At 40.5% G+C, this 17,332-nt stretch carries 21 protein-coding genes, 1 tRNA gene and 1 pseudogene; 2 read left to right on the top strand and 21 right to left on the bottom strand.

Annotated features, from left to right (window positions below; all coding sequences use genetic code 11):
• Positions 1-53 precede the first annotated feature (53 nt).
• Positions 54-1,031, top strand: coding sequence for an iron ABC transporter permease (locus U5O15_03785; protein ID MDZ7859779.1), 978 nt, complete (start codon positions 54-56; stop codon positions 1,029-1,031).
• Positions 1,025-1,822: an ABC transporter ATP-binding protein gene (locus U5O15_03780; GenBank protein MDZ7859778.1), complete on the top strand. Its 798-nt coding sequence runs from the start codon at positions 1,025-1,027 to the stop codon at positions 1,820-1,822. Before U5O15_03785 ends, U5O15_03780 begins: the two co-directional genes overlap by 7 nt.
• A 155-nt stretch (positions 1,823-1,977) precedes the next feature.
• Here U5O15_03780 and U5O15_03775 read toward each other — a convergent pair whose 3' ends face one another.
• The 21 genes and pseudogenes from U5O15_03775 to U5O15_03675 all read right to left on the bottom strand — a co-directional run bounded on the left by U5O15_03775 (position 1,978) and on the right by U5O15_03675 (position 17,309).
• Entirely contained in the window at positions 1,978-2,259 is a 282-nt protein-coding gene (locus U5O15_03775; protein ID MDZ7859777.1) for a helix-turn-helix transcriptional regulator, read from the bottom strand.
• 456 nt (positions 2,260-2,715) lie between these two features.
• On the bottom strand, positions 2,716-3,111 hold the full coding sequence (locus U5O15_03770) for an ORF6N domain-containing protein (protein MDZ7859776.1): 396 nt from the start codon (positions 3,109-3,111) through the stop codon (positions 2,716-2,718).
• Between the two features lie 266 nt (positions 3,112-3,377).
• Complete coding sequence (locus U5O15_03765) at positions 3,378-3,875, bottom strand: DUF4411 family protein (GenBank protein MDZ7859775.1); 498 nt, start codon at positions 3,873-3,875, stop codon at positions 3,378-3,380.
• A 9-nt stretch (positions 3,876-3,884) separates the two neighbouring features.
• Complete coding sequence (locus U5O15_03760; GenBank protein ID MDZ7859774.1) at positions 3,885-5,078, bottom strand: XRE family transcriptional regulator; 1,194 nt, start codon at positions 5,076-5,078, stop codon at positions 3,885-3,887.
• A gap of 278 nt (positions 5,079-5,356) precedes the next feature.
• The gene (locus U5O15_03755; protein MDZ7859773.1) at positions 5,357-6,259 is read right to left on the bottom strand and encodes a CPBP family intramembrane glutamic endopeptidase; all 903 of its coding nucleotides are present in this window, start codon (positions 6,257-6,259) and stop codon (positions 5,357-5,359) included.
• Positions 6,260-6,263: 4 nt separating this feature from the next.
• Complete coding sequence (locus U5O15_03750) at positions 6,264-6,728, bottom strand: 4Fe-4S binding protein (GenBank protein ID MDZ7859772.1); 465 nt, start codon at positions 6,726-6,728, stop codon at positions 6,264-6,266.
• Between the two features lie 2 nt (positions 6,729-6,730).
• A complete protein-coding gene (locus tag U5O15_03745) occupies positions 6,731-7,507 on the bottom strand; it encodes a DUF169 domain-containing protein (protein ID MDZ7859771.1) in 777 nt (258 codons plus the stop codon).
• 236 nt (positions 7,508-7,743) lie between these two features.
• The gene (locus U5O15_03740) at positions 7,744-8,085 is read right to left on the bottom strand and encodes a cupin domain-containing protein (GenBank protein ID MDZ7859770.1); all 342 of its coding nucleotides are present in this window, start codon (positions 8,083-8,085) and stop codon (positions 7,744-7,746) included.
• A 79-nt stretch (positions 8,086-8,164) separates the two neighbouring features.
• The gene (locus U5O15_03735; protein MDZ7859769.1) at positions 8,165-9,073 is read right to left on the bottom strand and encodes a restriction endonuclease; all 909 of its coding nucleotides are present in this window, start codon (positions 9,071-9,073) and stop codon (positions 8,165-8,167) included.
• 87 nt (positions 9,074-9,160) lie between these two features.
• Positions 9,161-9,790: a hypothetical protein gene (locus U5O15_03730; protein MDZ7859768.1), complete on the bottom strand. Its 630-nt coding sequence runs from the start codon at positions 9,788-9,790 to the stop codon at positions 9,161-9,163.
• 4 nt (positions 9,791-9,794) lie between these two features.
• Entirely contained in the window at positions 9,795-9,974 is a 180-nt protein-coding gene (locus U5O15_03725) for a hypothetical protein (protein MDZ7859767.1), read from the bottom strand.
• Positions 9,975-10,262: 288 nt separating this feature from the next.
• Positions 10,263-10,658 carry a putative toxin-antitoxin system toxin component, PIN family gene (locus U5O15_03720; protein MDZ7859766.1) on the bottom strand — a complete coding sequence of 132 codons (396 nt, stop codon included), beginning with the start codon at positions 10,656-10,658 and terminating at the stop codon, positions 10,263-10,265.
• A 2-nt stretch (positions 10,659-10,660) separates the two neighbouring features.
• Positions 10,661-10,900, bottom strand: coding sequence for an AbrB/MazE/SpoVT family DNA-binding domain-containing protein (locus tag U5O15_03715; GenBank protein ID MDZ7859765.1), 240 nt, complete (start codon positions 10,898-10,900; stop codon positions 10,661-10,663).
• Between the two features lie 308 nt (positions 10,901-11,208).
• Entirely contained in the window at positions 11,209-12,126 is a 918-nt protein-coding gene (locus U5O15_03710) for a hypothetical protein (GenBank protein MDZ7859764.1), read from the bottom strand.
• Between the two features lie 199 nt (positions 12,127-12,325).
• Positions 12,326-12,544, bottom strand: coding sequence for a BrnA antitoxin family protein (locus tag U5O15_03705; protein ID MDZ7859763.1), 219 nt, complete (start codon positions 12,542-12,544; stop codon positions 12,326-12,328).
• Positions 12,541-12,844, bottom strand: a pseudogene (locus U5O15_03700) (BrnT family toxin). Before U5O15_03700 ends, U5O15_03705 begins: the two are co-directional and overlap by 4 nt.
• Positions 12,845-13,043: 199 nt before the next feature.
• Positions 13,044-13,994: a hypothetical protein gene (locus U5O15_03695; GenBank protein MDZ7859762.1), complete on the bottom strand. Its 951-nt coding sequence runs from the start codon at positions 13,992-13,994 to the stop codon at positions 13,044-13,046.
• A 131-nt stretch (positions 13,995-14,125) separates the two neighbouring features.
• Positions 14,126-14,902 (bottom strand): hypothetical protein, encoded by a 777-nt coding sequence (locus U5O15_03690; protein ID MDZ7859761.1) that lies wholly within the window; start codon positions 14,900-14,902, stop codon positions 14,126-14,128.
• Positions 14,903-15,217: 315 nt separating this feature from the next.
• On the bottom strand, positions 15,218-15,922 hold the full coding sequence (locus U5O15_03685; GenBank protein MDZ7859760.1) for a hypothetical protein: 705 nt from the start codon (positions 15,920-15,922) through the stop codon (positions 15,218-15,220).
• A 231-nt stretch (positions 15,923-16,153) separates the two neighbouring features.
• Positions 16,154-17,062, bottom strand: a complete 909-nt coding sequence (gene xerA, locus U5O15_03680; protein MDZ7859759.1) for a site-specific tyrosine recombinase/integron integrase — start codon at positions 17,060-17,062, stop codon at positions 16,154-16,156.
• A gap of 173 nt (positions 17,063-17,235) precedes the next feature.
• Positions 17,236-17,309, bottom strand: a tRNA-Glu gene (locus U5O15_03675).
• Positions 17,310-17,332 lie beyond the last annotated feature (23 nt).

Raw genomic sequence — 17,332 nt, 5'->3', positions numbered from 1 at the left:
ACAGGCAGCAGAACCTCTTAAGGAGAATTTGGCTGCTGGCAGGGATCATCCTGGTGGTGCTGGTGGCCATGTATTCCCTTACCACGGGACCGTACCCGATGACCACGATCGATGCTTTTAATGCATTCATTGGTAATGGGTCGTATGCCCATAGGGTCGTGATATGGAACATCCGCATGATGCGCATCGCCACCGCCATATTCGCAGGGGCCGCCCTGGCCGTCTCCGGGATGGTCATGCAGAACGTTCTTCGCAATCCCCTGGCATCACCATCGACCTTGGGAGTCTCCCACGCAGCATCATTCGGCGCCGCCTTCGGCATCGTTGTCCTCGGCGCGGGCTCCACGCAAGCCCATTCTGTGTCCTTCGACCTCCCTTTTTTTTTAGCACTCTGTGCCTTTGCCTCGACCCTGATGTCCACAGGCGTCATCCTCCTTTTGGCCCGCATCAGGGACGCGTCCACCGAGACCATGATCCTGGCCGGCGTGGCCATGGCGTCCCTGTTCACCGCAGGAACAACCTCACTACGGTACTTCGCTAGTGACGAGGTGCAACTGGCATCCATCATATTCTGGACCTTCGGTGATCTGGGCCGAACCGATTGGACCTTGGTGACCATCATTTCGGTGGGCACCGTGGCCACCCTCATCTACTTCTTCCTCAACCGCTGGCGATACAACGCAATGAACAGCAGCGAGGAGGTGGCCCACACCCTGGGGGTCAACACCTCCAGAACCCGCATATTGGGGCTGCTCATCTCATCCCTCCTGACGGCCCTGGTTGTTTCCTTCGTGGGCATCATCGGGTTCGTGGGTCTGGTGGTTCCCCATATCGTTCGGCGCATTGTGGGAACGGACGCCCGCTTTCTCATCCCCGGATGCTGTATCGCAGGCGCTCTACTTTTGCTGGTATCAGATACCGTGGCGCGCACCTTGCTCTCACCGGTCATCATGCCCGTGGGCATCCTCACTTCCTTTCTTGGAGCGCCCCTGTTCATTTACCTCATCATCAGGGGGCGAAAACATTGGTAGATCTCGTCACCATCGATGATGTCTCGTTCGCCTACGGGAAGATACAAGTACTGCGCGATATCACACTCTCCTTTCCGGCGGGCTCACTGGTCGGCATGATCGGTCCCAACGGGTCGGGAAAGACCACTTTGATCCGCTGCCTGTGCGGACTGTCCAGTCCCGCCAGAGGCACCATCACTATCAACGGAATAGATATGTCATCGATGAAGCGGCGGGAGCTGGCCCGCCTGATGGGTTACGTGCCTCAGGTGCAGGAAAGATCTTTTCCCCAACCTGTGTTCGATGCCGTTCTCACGGGGCGTATACCTCATCTGGAATGGGAACCGTCCGCCCATGACCTCCACGTCGTAAACCGAGTGCTGTCTATCATGTACTTAAACGACATCTCACACCGCGATATCAACACACTCAGTGGAGGGCAACACCAGCGCGTACAGATCGCTCGCGCCCTGGCCCAGGAACCCATGGTATTATGCCTTGATGAGCCTACCAGCAACTTGGACATCAAACATCAGCTGGGCCTCATGAACCTCGTACTACGACTCACGCACCAACGGAATACGCTCACGCTTATGGCCATACACGACCTCAATCTAGCATCACAATACTGCGACCGCCTGGTGCTCCTCAAGGACGGCCAGGTGTTCGCCTCGGGCACCACCCAGCAGGTCCTCACTAGGAAAAACATCACACGCGCTTTCGGGATAAGCGTGGCAATTCACAAACACGGCGACCTTATACATATTGTGCCCGTGGAGGATTCGGAGACGGGGAAGCTTGAGCATATATAACAATAAAAATGTGAACACAACCCATGAGATGAACAGCAAAGTCCGGGTCTGGTCACTGTCTGCCCGATGCTGGGGGTCGACTTCATTGCCCGGTCGCTGACAGCCCCCGTTCTCATGCCCGCCGGAACCATAACCGCACTCTTGGGGCGGTTAACTTAACCCTGCCTAAAAGAAATATAAAGCTTCTTGCCCAAAGTTTCAGCATATTTCTCAATAGTCGACAAACGGAAATCAGTAGAATGATTCTCAAGCCTTGAAATTGCTGTCTTCTTCGTGTTCAGCTTTTTTGCTACCTCCTCCTGGGTCATCCCCGCTTCCTTCCTGGCAGCTTTTAATAGCATCCCTAACTTGAATTTGTCATATCCTATTTCATAACCTTCGGCAAACTCAGGATCTCTTTTTTTCCTTTCCTTAACATATTGCTTATGATCGCTCATCGTTTTTCCTCTTCAAATAATCTCTTTTTCTTCTCTCAACTAAATCTATATCGCTTCTCTTCACCTTCTGCGCCTGTTTAGGACCAAGACCATCAAGATAATCTTCTATCGGGCTCGCGCCAGAACTGGTCCTGTAAAACTTTATCTCTCTAATTGCATGATGTTAACATATACGTTAACATGGTGCAACTAAAAAACAGCAATAATTAATCCAAAAGATTACTTAATACGCATTGCACATAACATTACGCAGGTTTGCGAAACCTATGACCGAAGGGAAGGCCTCATAAGTGTTATCTGTTGTGCCGTAAACCTCTCCCTTTAATTATTTATCTGACACTTTAAACCCAATTCGTCTCTTTTTTGCAACGGACTTGGGACTGAGCATTCGCTTTATAACCTTAACCAAAGAGACTATTTCCTTGTCATGCTTGGAAACCTGTCGCTCCAGAATATCTAGCTTGTGAGAAATCTCTGAATACTCTTGAACGGCTCTTCGTAGTTTATAGCAAAGGCTCTAACTATAAATATACTCATCTCAATTGCCTGATCAGAACTCAAAACTGTCGCTGCCATGATCGCCCCATGTTCAGTGAAAGCATGTGGCATCGATCTGGTCCTCTTTAGTTTCTCAAGATGAGGACAGGCCGAGACAACTTCAGCTTTCTCCGCTCTGGTCAATTTGAACATGAAATCATCAGGGAATCTCTCTTTGTTGCGGTTGACCTGCTCGTTGAGGCGCTTCGTTGAGACTCCATAAAAATCGGCCAGGTCCGCATCGATGATTACCTTCTCACCACGAACCTGAAGAATTTTACTTTCAACCTTCACGATTCGGTTATTTGATTGCACTCTCCCCATAACTCTATATCTATCAAAGCCTTATGAATGACTGGTCGCAAATTGCGACCAGTCCCCCCTAACTTGTTGTAAATTATAACTTTATCTTCTGAATTATGTCAATAATATTTCTATCCAGGCATATCAGATAACATTTCGGGCATTCCCGACATCCGAAAGGATGTCTCGCAGGGCAGCCGCGCTTCGCGGCGTTGCGGGAATGCCTTGTTATAAGAAAGACTGCAATTGAGAAAATAATTACAAATCTATAAATATTACTAGCTATTCCAACTTGTAGTAAAATTTAGAGCACGAATAAATTCAAAAGTATTGATTGCTAGTAAACCAAAATCATCGCACACATCAGGAATATGCCGATTAGCTCTAATTTTAGTTAATTTTGAGACTTCTGTTGTAACAATGCGCCTTTCTTCGATATCCTGCAATCCGTATGCAATTAAAAAAGGATCGCGTCCAATTTTCTCGACCTCAACATCTGTCAAGTCAGATGCATATCCTTCTTTAATTACTTTTTCTACTAGAGATTCCTCGACATCTTCATCTAATAATATAGCTCTTTCAATATCGGGGCGCTTAGTCCAATTACCAAGGTTGTCATTTCCTTCAGCAATTTCCTCATACATTTCAATAGGTATTTTTACCTCGCCGCCATTGCCCTTATATTCTAACCAATCCCAGAACTCAGGAACTCTATCTATTGAATAGTAGTCTCTATTTGCATCAATTAAAACATTAGCATCAAGCAGAAACAACACGTAAATCCCCTAGCTATATATTACAGATTCGATTAATTTTTGTACATTTTTTGGTTTTACTCCTAAGACTTTTCCAGCTTTAGTAGTTGTAATAAGCCCAGCGTTCATCCAATTATTAATGCTTGTAATTAAAGCACTGCCCGTACGGTGTTTTTGGAGAACATAATAGGATGGACTACCATCCTGATCTCTAGAATATTTCTGTCTACTTTTCTTTTTTTCAATCCATAATTCTCTGAATTTTATTCTTAAATGGTCCCAGTACTTGTAGCTAATTGCACCTTTTCTATATAGTCTATAAGAAACCATTGTAGAACTAATATTTATCTCGGAAGAGAAGTCGCTAATCATTTCTAGCGATTCTTCAAAATCAGAAGAATCATTAATTGAGAGAACATCCAGTTCTTCATCTGATAACAGAAATTTGCCGGCAACATCGTTACAAAACTTTTCAATTTGAGTATACGCAATATCATTACTTATTCCTGTTTGTCCTAAACAAATATGAACAAGTTCATGTAGAAGTGAAAATGACCACGCAGATTTTGCATCTTGATCATTAATAATTATAAAGGGGGCTAAATCATCCGCTATGGAATAGCCTCTAAATAATCCAACATCCATTGTCGTGTGATAACTGCCTAGATTGCTTATTAATAAAACATATACTCCTGCTTCTTCAACTTTCCGACGTAAAAGTTTAAATGCTTCTCGCTGATTTCTTTCTAATCTATAATCATCTTTGGTAATATTTATTATTTCATAGATAGAAGAAATCAGTGAGTCTATACCATCTTCAATATCGCTAGATCCAACAAAAAAAAGTGGTTCAACTTCATCCTCATCTTCGATAAGTGCTCTTACTATACTTTGCCTAGCTTCAACATCACGAATTAAAACATCAAGATTAGCATTGTCAAATTCAGTATATTCTTCAGGGAGAGTCCTAAAGTCAATACCTCTATCACCTTTAAGTGGTATGTATGGCATATAAAAAGTCAGAAGAGGTCGATGGTATCTTTTTGCCATTCTTAGTAGCAAAGGTCTACTCGGTTCATCATCCCCTAATTCATAATTGATAAGACGATCAACTGCTGATACACCACGTGCACCATTAAGACCTATTTTATCAACTGCTTCTTGAAGAGATAAACCAGCAGTTTCACGAGCCCACTTAAGTATATTTGGATTTACTTTTGGCATACTCTCTCTCTTATATAATTTTAAAACATTATGTCTAAAATAATCTATTCTTCCACTATTTAATATTATAATTCAACGGCAATTTTTTCTCAGCAACTTTCTTAAATTAATCAATAATTGCAGTCTTTCTCATAACGTTTGGCGGTATGAAATCGTTGGGGATTGCGGGCTACCTCCCTGTCCAGTTACACCAAACTTTATGCGTGGTAGAATGTATCAATAACCACCTAAACCCCAATGTTTTATACCGCGTGTTGAGCGCTGGCGTATTTTAATCATTATGTCAATGCTATTCCCGAAATTAAATGAAAAATTATCACTGTCCAAATTGATCGTGTCCTGTAAAATAAATATCCAAGAAACAATCCTCCGAATGCATTATTTCCTATGCAGGTTGCAAATCCTGTCACTTCTCCATACATTTTAATATTTATTGGTAAATGAATAAATCCAAAAATTAAACTTGAAATTAGAATTGCATTTACTGGATTTTTTAATTTTTTCTCAAGCCTGGACTGCAAAAATCCACGATACAAGATCTCCTCTGGTATAGCAGCAATAAATAAATAATATGGTATATCAGAAATTATCTCATTATACGACTTGTATCCAAATAGAATAATTGGAAAATATAGAAGTAATAGTAATAACAGAATTTTTAAATTAATCCTTTTGAAATAAAATCCTGTTTTTTGTTTAGAAACCAAAAAGATCAAAGTAAGAGGAAGTATCACGCAAACAATAAAATTGTAAATTATTGCATTGATTTTTCCAGAATATCCTAATTCCCAGATTTGTTTGTGCAATGTTGTCCTTATCGGATCGGTCATGCTTTTTAGTGAATAACTATCAGGGAATTGTCCAAAAACTGAGACAAGATGAACAATTATTACAAGACCAATTATCAATAATTGGATATTAAGTTTTTTAATTTCAAAATTATCCAGTTTTTTATTCGTGAAATAATAAGTTAAGGTAAATGCTATTGAGATAAATATAAAAGTCCCAAGAGAATATCCAATTGCAATAATTGTATTGTCAAAATAATCAAGTCCATATATTACTTGAGAAATAAATGCAACGCATAAATAGATCATTAGAAAAATCGACTTTTGGGCAATCGAAAAGAAATGCAATAATGCAATTCGGTATCCTTGAAATATTTTTAGAATAATGGTCATTTTGTTATCTGTCGGAACGGTCAGTCACGCTTGCGCCCAACGTTTGGGGAATATGGGAAGTTCGCCCTTTAGGGCGAATTTGGGTGGAAGACCCGCAGGGTCTGGAACCCCATATCCCCTTGTTAGGCGACGTTGGATATTTATTCCTTTGTCTGTTTTTGTTCCAATTGCTTTTTCGCGAGTGAAAGAATTTTTTTTCTTTGATCAAATTCTTTACATATTCTGCGTCTGGAAATGAAATTGCATTAAAAACACACCATGTTTTACATGAGGTGCAACCGACCATACACTGTAAAGGATTGGAAACGATCGCTTTTTTCTTTTCATAATCATAGTCGAATACTTCACGACCACAACTAGTCACACACATTCCACAACCGACGCATTTGCTTTCATCGATATGGGGATGCCAATCTATCCCTTCTCTAGGGACTCCTTTCCAGGAAGCATACTTTTCTGGAAAACTCATTATTATTCCTCCTTCTTTTTTGTTTGAAATATATCTGTTTTAGAGAGTTCTACAGCATCTCTCTTGTTTAGTAGGGTAAAAGCATTTTTCCGTCTTGAATTGGGTATAGCTTTTAATGAAAGATATTCAATGTATTCAGATATTTTATCAAAATCATTGAACGAAAATCCAAGAACTGATTCATCCGGCTTGATATCTGTTGCATCTCTGCAACCATAACAACCATAACTCAAATTCATTTTTTTCTCTTTAAAGGGAATCAATGTACCATCTACACAGGTTGCCTGAAGTATCGCTGTTGAACTCTCGACCCTTTCTCCCCCTTTAACATTCAGATAGGCGAGAGCAAACCACATAAGATTTTCGATTTGATCTTCAACTACAACTACATCTGGTTCAATAATGGCTGTTTCAAGAGGGAAAAGATATAAAGCTTCAAGTTCACCCGGCTTTAAAATAGTCATCCCTGTGAACATCTTTTTTCCCACTGATTCTTCCTTTGTAATTCCAAAACCAATTAGACCCTTACCCGTTTTTAACCCTTCGGGCAGGGGTTTAAAACCAAATGCCGCTGCTGCTGCTGGACAGGCAATGCCCTCGGCATCGAGTAAAACATGTTCTCCGTGTCTTGCTTTCATCAACGCCTGACAGTATCTATATCCATGCAGTCTTTCTATATTCATGTCGCTTATCTGTCCATTTCCAAAGATGAACTTTACTCCTACGGGATATGTACTAAGACCAACCCATTCTTTTATTTGTTTTGCTTTTTCTTTCACTTGCGATAGTTCCATGCGTTGTTCCTCCTTTCATATTCGATATTCTCACCCCACTTGTATGTTTATCCAATGTCGCCTAACATTCCGAGCGTTTGCGAGGTGGCCGGGCCTGGCGTCAGCCAGGCTGGCGCGGCGGCTGCCCTACAGCCGGCGTGACAAGGCCATCTGGGCGAAGGGCCCCTGGCCCGTAGCCGCGAACACCTTTGTTATACGAATTTGAACATACCCAGGTACCATTATCCTTTGATCATTACTAAAACCATTTTAAATTGCTTTGCCGCATTCAACGAATGGGGTTTATTAGCTGGCATGATTATGCTTTCACCTGCTTTTAAATAATATTGTTTGCCTGATATTGTAATTTCAGCTTCCCCATCAACAACATTTACCAAAGCATCGAAGGGAGTACTGTGCTCGCTCAATCCCTGACCTTCATCGAATGAGAAAAAAGTAACCGTTCCTACTTTTTTATCAATTAGTGTTCGACTAACTACCGATCCTTGTTGATACCCAGCTAATTCCGCTAATTTAAAAACGACACTGCTGTCGATGCTTTTATTGTTCTTATCTTCCAGCATTGAATTCCTCCCTCATTTGTTCAATTTCGTATAACACTTTTTATATGGAGGCGGCGATTATTACTGCCATAAAAATTATTTAACTTTCTGTAAAATAATCTAGATCTATCCTTTTAATCTTGTAAGAAGCAACAGTGGATACGCCTACATCATGATCAATCATAAGTTCGGCAAACTTGCGACCATCAATTAAAATTATCTTTGATTCAATTTTTGAAACATAGTTTTCGGCTTCTTTACTGAATTCAGCCGTTGTGATGAAAATCCCTTTTCTAGCACGCTTGCCCTGCAGAGCACCTGCAAATTTTTGTATATCTGGACGTCCTACATTGTTGTTCCATTTTTTAGCTTGGATATAAATAATATCCAATCCAAGTTTATCTTCTTTGATAATTCCATCTATGCCCTCATCACCACTTTTCCCAATCGCTTTACCAGCTTCAATACGAGACCCTCCGTATCCCATTTGTACTAATAAATCAACCACTATCTCTTCAAAATACTTTGGAGACAAATCTTTTACGGTATCAAGTAAGTCCAATGCTAAATTATTTCTCAATTCTTGATATGAATTTTCAAGTAATTCTTCTGGAGTTTCATTAGTTTCAATTTCTTTCTGCTTTGCATCATCTTTGGATTTTTTCTTTCCAGATTGAAATTCAACAAATTCGGGAAAACGTTTCAGCAATTTAATATTGATATATTGGGGGTTTTCTAAAAGAATCTCTCTTCCTCTATCGGTAATACAAAAATGACCTCGACGAGTATATTTTAGCAACCCTGCCTTCTTCATGTACGTTCTGGCCCATCCAACTCGATTGTCGAAAGTATGTTGTCTCCCGCTTGGCAGAAAATCTTCTCTTTCATCATCGGTCAATTCAAATTGGTCTGATAGTTCTTCTATAGCATTACGGATGGAATGTTCTTTACCATCAGCTGCTAATTGAAGTAAAGGAAGCATAATACTTTGAAAATCAGGGATTGTCATTATGATTCACCTTTCATCTAAACTATACTAATCGCCGCTTTCATATAACGTTTGCGGTTATACGTCGTGTTATGTAAATATTACCCACTAGGGAACAATATATTTCTTAGTTCTTTCTAGTGGAAGAAAATAGCCCTTTATACAATTGGGATTGCGTATGCATATTTGGATATGATTCTTTTCGTTAAATCCCGCAGTAGGGTATACCTCATCACCCTCAATATATGCAGCTCTCACAGAATCGTAGGACCGCTCATTGTTCTCATCGTTATATGTGTGAATAAAATCTATAACTGCTCGATCAAGTTTTTTTAAAAGCAAATCCCTACTGTCTCCGCCTGATTTGTTTTTGGGTATTGGTAAGTTTGCTTTCTTTAGAGCTGAGATTAAGAAATCATACCCTTTTTTTAATATTTTGATATTTTCATGATCTAGTAGATTAAAGCAATATCCTAAATCTATAATTGCACCTATAACTGCAGGATGTTTGATTTCAACTCTAGCTCTTTCGGGATTATCTTTCAAAGTATTCGCAAAATGAAGTGCTCGAGATGGATTATTCTCCCAGAAATATATTCCACCACCAAGCCAATCATAAGAATTGGAGCTTTCTTTCAGTCTATCTTTTCCGGATATAATTTTTTCGGCAACACTTCGATCACAGCCATGAAATCCTAAAACTAAGTTTGGGAGGGTAGAGTATATAGAAGAACTCATAAGTTTATTTATACGGTTTCGTCAAATTACCTTTAGGTGTGCAAATACCTGCTTTTATGATGAGTTTCTTAGACTTCTCTGAAGAAGAGATAATCTTTTTCTCAAATTTCCGCATATCTCTGACAATCTTTTTAGGCTCTTTATCTGTCATAATAATCTCTCCATCCTCAATTATTATCGTCATATAATATTTTAAATAAAATTCTTGAAAATTACAACCTCTTTTATTTTTAATAAACGGGAATAGGAAGAGAGATTATGACACTCATTTATTATTTTATTCTGCGCGCTATTTCATATAACATTTAGAGTGCTCGCGAAATCGCTTCCCTTCGGTCAGCGATTTGCGCGGAGCTTGGCGGCTGGGGTGCTGCGCAGCCCGGGTGCCAAGCACAGCCGCGAACACTGTGTTATGTGATGTGCCGCTAAAGATGCTGTAATTAATAAAACTATAATTCAGCCACTATACCATTTAAAGATATTTATCAACAAACTGCCTGGGTGTAAGGATCTCCAAGTCTCTATGCCCGGATAATTTCTTCAGTTGCTTGTCCCCGGTTACAATACATCTGCAGCCAGATACAATAGCACATGATATGAACTTGTCATCATCTGGATCAGCGCATATTTGTTCATTGAGCTTTGGAGCTAAAACTATCTCGGATTCCAGAACAGCCAATGAAAGAAATGGACCTAAACTGACGCCGGGATAATCCTTCGTCAGCTCTTCGCCTACCCTCCTATATTCCTCAAAAATCTCAGGAGATATAACTAGCTTTATCTTATCTTTACGCCAAGCATCAAGAATCTGGTATGGCGGCCCCGAAAAGAACACTCCTGAGATGAATACGTTTGTATCCAGTATCACTCTCAATGGCGTTTTCTCGCTTTTTTCTTAGCCTTTTCTATATCAGAACGCTTCATTCCAGCTGCTCGAGCTTGTTTTCTGGCTTTGGCAATAAGTCCATCAAACTGTTCCATAGATGGCGGCGATAGGGTCTTGAGAATCACTACATCCCCCTCGGCCACGACAACGAATTGTGTGCCAGTTTTTAGGCCCAAGCGATCTCTCACTTCTTCTGGAATGACTACTTGCCCCTTTGATGACATACGCGTAGTAGAAGGATCTCTCATTTTTTGCTCCTTTGATTATCTTACTAGTAAGATTATAGTTCGATAAGAATCGTTTGTCAACCCAAGACACTAATATTATAGCGGCATATCATTAATATTTCGAGCATTTGCGAGGTGGCCGGGCCTGGCGTTAGCCAGGTTGTCGCGACGGGTGCGGGTGGTGGTCGCGGCCAACTCTCCATACTTAAACTCTAGCACCCGGCGTGACAGAGGACACCTGCGCGAAGGGCCGCCGGCCCGTAGCCGCAAACCTGTTGATATATGTCGGTCGCGCATACAAACCTTTAAATGCCCAAGTATCGTTCTCTTAATTCTATTACCCAAGTTGAACTATTTAATTTGAACAAAATATCAAGAAACTTTTCAAGGGTAATTGAATAGATTTTGGTTATATCTGGATCAGATGAATTTAGGAGCTGAATATAATCTTTGTAGGCTTCATGACATTTTTTGTTTTGCTCAGGATGGAGAAAAATAAAAAACCCTCCACTGTAATCTTTTTCTGTTGCTAAGGATAATAAATGATCTCGCCAAATTTGTTGAAGTGGACTCTCTCGAAGTATTTCAATTGAAGATTCTGGGAATATTCCGGCGCTCTTAGCAATTTTAAGATACTCCCTCTTATGTTTGTGATAAGTCTTTATGGAATCCTCTCTTCTTTGCCGCATATTTTCGGAATACTTTACTTCGATGCCTATGTATTCAGATTGAGCCTTTTCGTTATCATATTCTATAAAGGCATCAAAAGCGGAGTGATCTCCTGTGTAATTCTTATCTCCGCGTCCCGGTGAATATTCGAATTTTACGTCAGTAACTTTGCTTATTTTATTGGGAAATAGTGCTTGAAAAACTTTTGTCGCTAAATCTAAATCGAAATGTAATTCACCGAAGAGGTTAAAACACAGTGGTTGAGACGACAATAGATTATTCCAAATTCTCGGTTCACTTATCATGCTTCCCAGGACTTTAGATTTATCAACCTCTGACTGAACCAGATTTCCTATTCTATTTGTCAGAAAGTTAGCTTTAGTTTCCTTTGCAAATTCCACTGGAAGATAATTTCCAAGTTTATTCTTTTGCTTCGGATACCCCTTCCTCACCCTCCATTTACTCTGGAGATATCGAGCATAGGCAGAGAATGAATTATCACCTTTATGATAGGCATCATAATTATTCAGTTCTTCTATTGAATGTTGTTCCATTATGTTATCGAACCATCTTTGCGCGACTGATCATATAACATTTCGCAGGTTTGCGAAATCGCTTCCCTTCGGTCAGCGATTTGCGCGAGCATTGGCGGCCGGGATGCTCTGCAGCCCGGGTGCCAAGCACAGCCGTGAACACATTTGTTATATGGAGAACGCGCCTCCTAGTTAATATCACAAGAATACGCGACCTTCATTACGGCTGCCAGTTAAGAACTGGCTTCTTCCCTGAAACCACACAATCTCGAAGATACAAGTTTATCAGATTCTGGTAAGGAATCCCCGTCTCTTTTGCTAACTCCTTGAAATAGGCGATAACGTCCACCCCCAGCCTTATCGTGACCTGCTTCTTGAGCTTTGCGGCATAAGGATTCCTTCGTCCTTTCATCTTCGAAAAATCGTATTCTTTTCTCATGATAAATTACCTCTATGCGTGTAATGATAACGCTCTTTCTTTGTCGCCTTCCTTGCCGTTATGATCCTGATCACAGATCCCCTGGCTCTTAGACAATGGCATACGACAAGGACTCTAAGGTGCAGGCTCCTTCCTATGATAAGAAACCTGTCTTCTTTCTCTGTCTGAATGAAAGGGATCGTCGTATTCTATGGCGTAATCATCAAAGAACACCGTCTGAGCTTCTTGGAAGGAGACACCGTGCTTCTTCTGATTAGCCCTGTTCTTCTTCTCGTCCCAGTCAAACCTTATCATAATTATATTATACCTATATTATAATTATTGTCAATACCAATCAGCGCGTTTTTCATATAACATTTCGAGCGTTTGCGAGGTGGCCGGGCCTGGCATCAGCCAGGCTGGCGCGCCGGCTGCCCTGCAGCCGGCGTGACAAGGCCATCTACGCCGGAAGGCCGTCAGGCCTGGAGGCCGCAAAACTGCTGTTATACGTAGGGCCAAATTACTTGTCCCAAAAAAGAAACAAACGTTCATCTTCATAATTGATCAAGTCTTGCGTGGCTGTTTTGAAGAAGAAATCAAGCATAATGTTTTTCCTATCTTCATCCCAACTACGATAAAGAATTGGTGATACAATAAAATTATAACAATTTCGTAAAACCATTTTTGAAAGTTGATACAATTGATTCATGCCTTTTGATTCAATTACATTTGATATCCTAGCTTCAATATATTCTTCATCTGTATTTCTATATGAAAAAACTACAATAAGAGAATTATTTTCTGGATATACATTTAGTATAATCCTCTCTGTATCCTCGGATTTAACCTTTGTCTCAGCATATGTGAAAATTGAGCTTATAGCAATCGCAGGTCGTATATTTTCAATAATAATTGTCTTATGCTTAATTTTAGAGAGCTCCTCTGACAGATAAATATTATCGAACAACCTTTTGATTTCATAGAACTCCTCGGCATTTACAAATAAACCGTTCATCCTTGCCTCTTCAAATGATGGTTCTTCATCATCCAATAAACCTAAAGACACTTTTTTCCTAAATCCTTGCAAGTTTCTGAGAGCACCGTCTATCAATACGGTCATCTCCCTGAGCACAGATCTATAAGCAAGCAAAAATAGATGATATGGATTTTCTAAATTGATTGGATTACTATCGATCTCTCTGAATATCTCAGTGTCATGTTTGTTGCATAATCCCTTAAATGTAGTCGCTTTATTTATACCTTCACGCTCCCAAAATACTCTGTCAAGTTCATTCTTGATTCTATATATGTGGCCATTCTCGCTAAGCAAGTCCAAGACGCCTTTTTTTTGTATTGAATGCGCTCGTATTGATTTATTTGGGCATCTGTATGTTGGTACTAAGCAATCAACATAGTTAGTCTTTTGAAGATTAAAAATATAGGTTTTTAATTTATTCCACGATTCGTCCATAATATGATTTGGCCTTACGCATAACATTTCAGGCATTCCCGACACCCGACAGGGTGTCCCGCAGGGCAAGCCGCGCTTCGCGGCGTTGCGGGAATGCCTTGTTATATTGACGGATGCCCCTAATAGTAAACCTATCCCGATATGTTTTCAATCATTCTAAGAGCAAAATTGGGCATATCAGTTAAATCAAGAATGTCAAATGCCTCCTGCCAGCTTATAACCCTATGAGAATCGCTTTGCTGTTTCTTGTAAACCAGGAAAATGAACTCACTCTCTATGCCAAGTAGATCTTCCATCATGTATTTTTGAAGTTCGGTCTGCCCAACAAAATCAAGCCCCATGTCATAAAAGATCTTTTTCTCTTCTCCCGAAGACGGATAAAATCCTTCTCTGGATTCGTACTTTGCCTCAATGCAGATCGCTGTATCCTTATCCAGGTGAATAACAATATCCGGCTTGATGTTGAATGACCATTTGAACTTGCAGATTTTCAGCAGATCGTCACTGTCAGGAAAATTCCTATAATACTTTTTGAGAGACCACTTCCCTGGAAATTGGATGTATCTGTCTGAAGCTGTTCCGGCCACCCCAAAGTTTTCGTTTATCTCAACAGTCGGCTTGGAAAGAAGCTGGTCAATTCCTTTAATTTTCAAGTTCTCACGAATGATCTCTTTCTTTATCTCCTCGTCATCTATCCTATACCAGAGATCGCGAAGATAGGCGTACTCGAAGTATATTCCAAAATCATCGCTGACCTGCTCTGAAAGATCGCAGTCGCATAACTCCAGGAACTTCGTGATATTTCCAGGCCGACACAGAGCTGTAAAGAAGATGGCCGCGTAGTTTCGTTCTTCTCGATTGATTGAGTAATAATTTTGATCAATTCCTGCAATTTCTCTAATATCCAAAAAATGTCCTCTCTGAATTTTGCAAAGGCATCTGTCATATAACATTTCGCGGATATGCGACATCCGGCTCTGCCGGATGTGCCGTCAGGCCGAGCCCGAAGGGCGAAGCGCATATCTGCTGTTATGCGTAGAACGATAGATATCCCATTCGTTTAAGATCGATAAGACTGACTAATAATCACTCAGAATAATAGTAATAGTCTATAATTTATATTTTAAATATTTTTAGCCCTCCACCTTAATTGCGGGAAAATCTGCTGTAATAGTTAAATAAGTAGCTATTATAACCATGGGTTAGATAAATGATAATGGCAATTAGATCTCAAACGATCTTCCTGGGTTAGTTGGATCAACCAAAATCACTTTATCCCAGTTGTGCGAAATCTTTGCTTCTTCTTGAAAAAATTTCCGGTCAATCTCTTCCATGGAATAATCTATATGGTCAACCAAGATTAACCACCAATAAGGGTATTGGCCTTTATATGCTTTAATTTTTTCTGTTTTTTCTTTTATGCAGATATCTAAGTTATTCAAAAGCTTAGCCATAACAAATCCACATGCATCACGATCAATACAACCTCCAAACAAATAGAATTTTGAATGCTCTTTTGAAGCACGATATATCTTAATTTTAAAACGATTATTTATATCGTATTCCGTGTTTTTGTGAGGACCTAGATCTCTGAATTTCAATAATACTCTCTCAATTTTTGCTTTGAGCGTCTTCCAATCAGGAATAGGTCTTTCAAACCAATAAGTAACATACCAAGATTCTCCTGTTTTGGACGCGCCATATGATATTAGATGTTCTCTTATTCTCTCCCAGACAGGAAAGTGAGCATTCTCTAATCCTTCATATCCCTCCTCTGTTCTGATATTTTGATTTAAGCGCCTAACTTCAATAGCAATTTCTCCATTAACCAGAAAATCAGGAGGTATATTACCATCAGGTTCATATTCAATGTTCTTGTAACCTTTTAACTTTATATATTCTTTCGCAATTTTTTCTGTTTCATCCATGAGATCTAAATCCTATCGTATTACGCATAACACTTTATTTGCGGGGGGATTGTTGTTTTTATATGTTATCCCCCCGGGATTTGCGTTTGTATGTTTCATGTTAAACCCTCTGGTTGTTTTTGGGTTGTGGGTGTTTCTTGTTATTCCTCCTTGGCTTTGTTGTCGCGTTTGTAATGTTCGTTATCTCCTCTAATGTCGGAGATATGCGTACCTTTTGTTCTGCTGCTGTTTTTAAGTGTTTCCATTCTCTTTACAATTACTTTTTCTGTCTGGTCCGCCACCTATCACGCTGCTCTTCTCTCTGTCTATATCCATTCTGTCGAGGGGCGATACTATTCTCGCCAGGTCTCTTTTTGAAACATGTGTATAGATTTGAGTTGTTCTCGCGCTTTTGTGTCCCAGCAGTTCCTGAATGTACCTTAAATCAGTTCCATTTTCAAGCAGATGTGTTCCGAAACTGTGTCTGAGGGTATGTGTTGTGACATGCTTTCTGATACCTGCTTTTTTTGCAGCTCCGGCTACTACCTTCTGTACAGATCTCTCAGTAATATGCCTCCCTTCCCTCCCTCCGGGAAATAGCCACTTCTTCGGCTTATAGAAATAGGCGTAATCACGCAGAACGTTCAGCGCGAGGACTGAAAGAATAGTATATCTGTCCTTTCTTCCCTTACCGCCTTTAACATGTATCATCATGCGTTCCGGGTCAATATCGCTGACTTTGAGTCTTACAACCTCTCCAACCCTCAATCCCGCTGAATAGGCAACTACCATTATAGCCTTATGCTTTCTGTTTGGAACTTCAGAGAGAAGTCTTGATACTTCCCGCGCGCTGAGAACAACAGGCAGCCTCGAGGCCTTTTTCGGCCTTGGAAGCTCCTCTATTACCCAGGGTTTTTTAAGTACATATTTATAGAGAAATTTCAGAGCGCTTACGGTCTGATTTCTATAGGAAAGGGAGACTTTCTTCTCCTTCGTAAGATACATCATGTAGTTTAATATTTCTTTTTTTCCGGTCCGCGCGGGGCTTTTCCCTGTAAAACGAACAAAAGCCCTGGCATGCTGAATATACACTTTCAGCGTTCGAGGGCTGTAACCTCTCAATTTAAGCTGATTTATCATCAGGTCCCTAATCTTCCCCATCACATCCTCACCCTTTCCATTTACCAGCTAATGTATATGTTTTAGCTCTATACAGAATTGTCCCCGATTAGAAATCCGCATCTTTTAGTTTATCAGGAATATAGGTTATATGGCAAGTGTATTTCCGCGGCGGCAGGGCTTTGCTTTGCCTTAACGATGAAAAGAAGTTGTAGTGCCCCCAACGGGATTCGAACCCGTGTTGCCGCCGTGAAAGGGCAGTGTCCTATCCTGACTAGACGATGGGGACACTAAAACTTCTTGTCATATCTC

The sequence above is a fragment of the Candidatus Krumholzibacteriota bacterium genome (assembly GCA_034520215.1).
Taxonomy (GTDB): Bacteria; Krumholzibacteriota; Krumholzibacteriia; order Krumholzibacteriales; family WJIX01; genus JAGHBT01.
This window is presented reverse-complemented; position numbering and strand designations above follow the sequence as displayed.

Coding starts and splice junctions, on each gene's coding strand:
- U5O15_03695 (MDZ7859762.1), bottom strand. CDS start 13,994: ATGGACGAATCGTGGAATAAATTAAAAACCTATATTTTTAATCTTCAA.
- U5O15_03755 (MDZ7859773.1), bottom strand. CDS start 6,259: ATGACCATTATTCTAAAAATATTTCAAGGATACCGAATTGCATTATTG.
- U5O15_03750 (MDZ7859772.1), bottom strand. CDS start 6,728: ATGAGTTTTCCAGAAAAGTATGCTTCCTGGAAAGGAGTCCCTAGAGAA.
- U5O15_03730 (MDZ7859768.1), bottom strand. CDS start 9,790: ATGAGTTCTTCTATATACTCTACCCTCCCAAACTTAGTTTTAGGATTT.
- U5O15_03735 (MDZ7859769.1), bottom strand. CDS start 9,073: ATGACAATCCCTGATTTTCAAAGTATTATGCTTCCTTTACTTCAATTA.
- U5O15_03710 (MDZ7859764.1), bottom strand. CDS start 12,126: ATGGAACAACATTCAATAGAAGAACTGAATAATTATGATGCCTATCAT.
- xerA (MDZ7859759.1), bottom strand. CDS start 17,062: ATGGGGAAGATTAGGGACCTGATGATAAATCAGCTTAAATTGAGAGGT.
- U5O15_03725 (MDZ7859767.1), bottom strand. CDS start 9,974: ATGACGATAATAATTGAGGATGGAGAGATTATTATGACAGATAAAGAG.
- U5O15_03740 (MDZ7859770.1), bottom strand. CDS start 8,085: ATGCTGGAAGATAAGAACAATAAAAGCATCGACAGCAGTGTCGTTTTT.
- U5O15_03760 (MDZ7859774.1), bottom strand. CDS start 5,078: ATGCCAAAAGTAAATCCAAATATACTTAAGTGGGCTCGTGAAACTGCT.
- U5O15_03715 (MDZ7859765.1), bottom strand. CDS start 10,900: ATGTCATCAAAGGGGCAAGTAGTCATTCCAGAAGAAGTGAGAGATCGC.
- U5O15_03705 (MDZ7859763.1), bottom strand. CDS start 12,544: ATGAGAAAAGAATACGATTTTTCGAAGATGAAAGGACGAAGGAATCCT.
- U5O15_03775 (MDZ7859777.1), bottom strand. CDS start 2,259: ATGAGCGATCATAAGCAATATGTTAAGGAAAGGAAAAAAAGAGATCCT.
- U5O15_03685 (MDZ7859760.1), bottom strand. CDS start 15,922: ATGGATGAAACAGAAAAAATTGCGAAAGAATATATAAAGTTAAAAGGT.